Annotated in this window: 6 protein-coding genes and 1 pseudogene; 4 read left to right on the plus strand and 3 right to left on the minus strand. The window is 69.6% G+C overall.

The genetic code is table 11. The annotated features are described in order from the left end of the window. On the plus strand, positions 1 to 774 hold a 774-nt coding region (locus VN520_RS06265), incomplete at its 5' end, for an RICIN domain-containing protein (RefSeq protein ID WP_325745839.1). A 59-nt stretch (positions 775 to 833) separates the two neighbouring features. Here VN520_RS06265 and VN520_RS06270 read toward each other — a convergent pair. Beyond that, positions 834 to 1220: an STAS domain-containing protein gene (locus VN520_RS06270; protein WP_325745840.1), complete on the minus strand. Its 387-nt coding sequence runs from the start codon at positions 1218 to 1220 to the stop codon at positions 834 to 836. A 313-nt stretch (positions 1221 to 1533) separates the two neighbouring features. On the opposite strand from VN520_RS06270, the gene VN520_RS06275 reads away from it, so the two are divergent. Next, a complete protein-coding gene (locus tag VN520_RS06275) occupies positions 1534 to 2031 on the plus strand; it encodes a MarR family winged helix-turn-helix transcriptional regulator (RefSeq protein ID WP_325745844.1) in 498 nt (165 codons plus the stop codon). A gap of 28 nt (positions 2032 to 2059) precedes the next feature. Here the strand turns inward: VN520_RS06275 and VN520_RS06280 are convergent, their stop codons facing one another. Beyond that, positions 2060 to 3247 (minus strand): PP2C family protein-serine/threonine phosphatase, encoded by a 1188-nt coding sequence (locus VN520_RS06280; RefSeq protein WP_325745841.1) that lies wholly within the window; start codon positions 3245 to 3247, stop codon positions 2060 to 2062. A gap of 267 nt (positions 3248 to 3514) precedes the next feature. Between VN520_RS06280 and VN520_RS06285 the strand changes: the two genes are divergently transcribed. Beyond that, positions 3515 to 4396, plus strand: coding sequence for a SigB/SigF/SigG family RNA polymerase sigma factor (locus tag VN520_RS06285; protein WP_325745842.1), 882 nt, complete (start codon positions 3515 to 3517; stop codon positions 4394 to 4396). 143 nt (positions 4397 to 4539) lie between these two features. Continuing rightward, positions 4540 to 4713: a hypothetical protein gene (locus tag VN520_RS06290; RefSeq protein ID WP_325745843.1), complete on the plus strand. Its 174-nt coding sequence runs from the start codon at positions 4540 to 4542 to the stop codon at positions 4711 to 4713. Positions 4714 to 4764: 51 nt separating this feature from the next. On the opposite strand, the pseudogene VN520_RS06295 reads toward VN520_RS06290, so the two are convergent. Next, positions 4765 to 4871: pseudogene (locus VN520_RS06295) on the minus strand (ectoine hydroxylase); the annotation flags it as partial.

Consider the following 4871-nt stretch of genomic DNA (forward strand, 5'->3'; position numbering starts at 1 on the left):
GGAGTCAACGGCGTCGCGCAGGACATCCCCACCACGCCCGGCAGTTACGCGACCCTGACCCGCGCCTGGGCCGACGGCGACACGGTCACCGTCCGCCTGCCCATGCGGATCGTCCTGCGAGCGGCCAACGACGACCCGAGCGTCGCCGCGGTCACCTACGGGCCGACGGTCCTGTCCGGCGACTACGGCGAAAGATCGCTCAACTCCCTGCCGTCACTGGATATTTCCTCGATCACCCGGAGCAGCGGCAGCTCGCTCTCCTTCACCGCCGGCGCCGACGGCTCCACGGTCCGCCTGGGGCCGTTCCACGACGCGCACGGCCACAACTACACCGTCTACTGGAAGACCGGCGACACCACCACGGTCCGCCTCGCCAATGTGGGCAGCGGACTCGTCCTGGGGATCCAGGACATGTCCACGGCCGACGGGGGCCGGGCTCTGCAGTGGCACGATTCCGGCACCGCCGACCACGACTGGGAAATGGTCGACGACGGGGACGCGGTGCGCTTCCGCAACGCCCACAGCGGCAAGGTGCTCGGCGTCCAGGACATGTCCACGGCGGACAACGCGAGCGTCCTCCAGTGGTCGGACAACGGCACCGCCGACCACAGATGGACACTGCTCGATCAGGGCGACGGTACGGTCAAGATCCGCAATGTGCACAGCGGCAAGCTGCTCGGCATCGCTGAGCACTCCACCGCTGCCGGCGCCTTCGCCGTCCAGGACACGGACAACGGGACTTCCGACAACCTCTGGCGCATCGCGCGGAGCTAGAAGCATGCCGGGCTCCGGTGGCGTCGGGGGCCGGGCCCGGCCCCGAGCCGCCGCACCGCTCAGGCAGAGGGATCCGGCCTCGGTGCGGCGGCGTGCAGGGCACTGACGGCCTCGGCCGTGGTGGGGAGGGCGGGCATCAGCGCACCGACCCCGGTGATGTCCAGCAGCCTCGCGAGGTGGGCCGGCGCGGCGGCCAGGGAAAGTGACCCGTGCCGGTCCTTCGCGTACCGCAGGACGCTGATCATCGTGTTGAGGCCGGAGGAATCGCAGAACTCCACGGACGCCAGATCGAGAACGAGGTGCGGACTGCCCTGCCTGATCAGCTCCATCGCCCTCGTCCGCAGCGCGGGCGCGCTGTCCACGTCGATCTCGCCGGCGACGGTGAGGACGGCGACCGCATCCGCGGGGTGCCGGACGGTGAGGAGGAGAGGCGGGCTGTGCGTCATGGTTTCAGTGCTCCAGGCCGGGGAGCGGTCGCCGTCGCGGCAGGGGCGGCGGTGACCGCTGGAGGATCACGCATCGGATATCGGACTGCGAAATCTTAGCCCATGGAAACTATTGCCCTGCGGAAACATTCCGGAGGCCCGACCGCGCCCACAGGAGCCCGTGGTGGACGGGGGTACGATATCCGGGGCCACGTACGTGTCCCTGAACCTTTGTCCTGGCTTTCCATACGAGCGCATCAGATGCCCGGCTCGCCCGCTCGCTCCGGTGGCCAGACGGACGAGTGAGGCGATGCCGGATCGGAGTGTCATCACCATGGGCCTGAACCCCGAACCCGACCACCGGTCCCGGGATGCGGCCCGTGAGGGTTCCGAGTTCGTCGAACTGCTCGAAATCCTCTGGGAGCACGGCCGCGAGGCCGTCCCGAAGGGCCCGGTCTCCCCTTCACAGCTCCGCGTGCTGTACACGCTGGACAGGGAGGACGGCATCAACCTGCGCATGCTCGCCGAAGCCCTGGGCTCGGCCTCCCCGTCGGTCAGCAGGCTGTGCGACCGGCTGCAGGCCACGGGGTTCGTGGAGCGCACCCCCAGCCCGGTGAGCCGACGGGAGCTGGAGCTCCGGCTGACGAGCCACGGCAGGGCGTACCTCGTCGATCTTCGGATGCGCAGGGAGCAGGTGCTGATGGCCACGATCGACGCCATGCCGGCCAAGTCGCGGCGTTCCCTCCTCGAAGGACTCAGGGCCTTCCGCAACGCGGCAGCGGGATCAGGGCAGGACAGCAGTGGGGCAAGACCCTTGCGGTCGACCGCGTGAAGACCGGTCGACCGCCCGTCGCCCCAGGTCACACGGACGGATCACCGGTGGAGGACTGCCGGCCGAACCAGTCCAGACAGACCACCAGAGCATCATCGTCCAGCGGTGTGGCACCCCGGTAGTCGCGCAGATCGCGGAGCACCGCCAGCGGGACCTGCTCGGACGGCAGGAACCGGTGTGCGGACAGTGACCGCGCGAGAGCGCGCTCCCCGTAGCGCTCCCCGGCCGCCGACGGGCCGTCGTAGACCCCGTCGCTGCCGATCAGCAGCCGGTCGCCCGGCTCGACGCGCAGGTGCTCCGCGACGTACTCCGTTTCTTCGAACATGCCGAGCGGGAGCTGCGCGTCGAACTCGACGGTTTCGACGTCACGCCCCCTCAGCCGCCACATGCGGGGTGATCCCGCGTCCACCGCTTCCACCTCGCCCGTGGCCAGGTCGAAGCGCAGCAGCAGGACCGACGCGTGCAGCGCGCCACGGTACTGGGCGTAGACGGCCTGATCGGCGAGGCCGGCCTGACCGGGGAGGTCGAGGCCGGCACGCCGGGCGTTGCGCAGCGCGTTGACCACGAGATTGGTCAGCAGCGCCGCCTCCATCCCCTTGCCCATACCGTTGGTGACGGTGAGCGTGAGGTGATGGGCCGACACCGACCAGTCGAAGTTGTCGCCGAAGATCGCGTACGCGGGTTCCAGATGGGCGCCCAGCGAGAATTCGGGGCGGGTCACGGAGCGGCCGGGCAGCAGCTGCCACTGCATCTCCGCGGCCAGGGTCAGCCTGGTGGCGCGGCGCGCGAGGAGGTAGAGGTCGGTGTCCCGGCCGGCGACGAGGATCTCGTGGCCGAGCGCTTCACAGATCTGCTGCATCCCGGCCAGGTCCGTCGGCGAACAGCTGCTCCCGGGCACCGTGGCGGTGAGGACGCCGAGCCGGTCACCACGGACGGTCACCGGCAGATGCACGAGCGCCGGACCGGGCGCGGCCCGGTGCTCCACATACGGCTCCTGAGCCCCGAAGGCCCGGCCCTGCGGGCTGTTGTGCACGGGTACCGGCTCGGAGAGCGGCGCCTCGGCGACCACTTGGAGCGCGGTCATGCCGTAGTCGGCGAGCCGCAGCTCCACGCTCTGTACGCCGTACTGCTCCCGCAGAGCCGCCTTGGCGACGTCGAGGAGCAGATGGGGTGCGGCCTTGCGCAGCTCCCGCTCGACGGCAGCGAATCTGTCCACGTGATCCTGTTTTCTCGTCGTGCCGCACCAAAATCCGGACCGTCCGGGGGTCCTGGCCGTCGGTCTCCAGCGTACGGAGCCTGCGCCCGGCCCTGCGGCGATCCCGACAGGGCGCGCCGGTGGCCGGTGCTGCTCATCTTACGATGTCCACAGACAACTGTTTCCGCACAGCAAGAAATTTCGCGTCAGCACGCATAGGCCCCCCGAAGCGGGGCAGGGGCTCGCCAGGAAGCGCGCTCAGCACGAGGGAGGGTGGAAACAAAAGTGATGACTGAACAGACCCCCGGGACCATAGGGACTGACGGTGCGCCGGGTTCGGAGACCGCGCCGGAGCGCGTCGGCGAACTGCCCTGGATCGAGGACGCGGGCAAGATCGCCCCGAAGGACGCCCGCGCACTGTCGACGCTGTTCTTCGAGCAGCTGCAGGTGCTCGAAGAGGGCACGCACGAGTACCAGTACGCGCGCAACACCCTCATCGAGATGAACATCTCCTTGGTCCGGTTCGCCGCGCGCCGCTTCCGCAACCGGGGCAGCGGCGACATGGAGGACATCACCCAGGTCGGAACCATCGGCCTCATCAAGGCCATCGACCGGTTCGAGCTCTCCCGGGAGGTCGAGTTCGCCACCTTCGCCGTTCCCTACATCGTCGGTGAGATCAAGCGCTTCTTCCGTGACACGACCTGGGCCGTCCATGTCCCCCGGCGGCTGCAGGAACTGCGCGTGGAGCTTGCCAGGGCCAAGGACGAGCTCGCCACCCGCCTCGACCGCGACCCGACGGTGAAGGAACTGGCCGACCACCTGAACCTCACCGAGGACGAGGTCATCGAGGGCGTCATCGCGGCGAACGGCTACACCGCCGGGTCCCTGGACCTGCCGACCGATGCGGGTGAGACGACGGGGACGGCTTCGCGTACCTTCGCCGACGTCCTGGGCGAGCCGGATTCCGCCATGGAGACGGTGGAGAACCTGCATGCCCTGGCTCCGCTCCTGGGAGACCTCGACGACCGCGAGCGCCGCATCATCGAGATGCGCTTCGGCCAGGAGATGACCCAGGCACAGATCGGCGCCGAGCTCGACATCTCCCAGATGCACGTCTCCCGCCTCCTGACGCGCACCCTCGGCAAGCTCCGCGCCGGCATGCTGGCCTGACGCCGCCCGCATCCGGAGAGGCCGGGCCCTGCCCCGGCGGTTCCCGAGCCCGGCCCCACGCCCGACGGCGTGGGGCCGGGCTCGTTCCGGACCAGGCGCCTGTACTGCGCCGGCGCCGCCAGTTCCCATGCGCGGTGCGGGACGTGCAGACCGACCACTCACCGCGGTACGCCGGTCTGCGGGCGGCCGCCCCATGGACCGTGCACGGCACCTACCGGGGAACACCGGTCTTCGGCCGGCTGACCGACCGGCCGGTGACCATGCTCGGGGCGTCCCAGTTCCTGATCCAGGAGGGCCGGATCGCCAGGGAGTCCTGACCGCCTGTGGCAGGGCTGATGCGTCCCGCCCCGTCTGACTGCCGTGTGGTGTTATCCCACGGGGGTGAAGTCGCGGGCGCCGATGAATTCGGGTCGGCGGACGGGGGCTGCGAAGGGTTCTTGTGCGGTGTTGTCGACGCTGTTGAAGACGATGAAGA

The organism is Streptomyces sp., assembly GCF_035563135.1.
GTDB lineage: Bacteria > Actinomycetota > Actinomycetes > Streptomycetales > Streptomycetaceae > Streptomyces.

Excerpts from the sequence above, each read along its gene's own strand:
- VN520_RS06270 (WP_325745840.1), bottom strand. The coding sequence starts at position 1,220 with ATGACGCACAGCCCGCCTCTCCTCCTCACCGTCCGGCACCCCGCGGAT.
- VN520_RS06275 (WP_325745844.1), top strand. The coding sequence starts at position 1,534 with ATGGGCCTGAACCCCGAACCCGACCACCGGTCCCGGGATGCGGCCCGT.
- VN520_RS06285 (WP_325745842.1), top strand. The coding sequence starts at position 3,515 with ATGACTGAACAGACCCCCGGGACCATAGGGACTGACGGTGCGCCGGGT.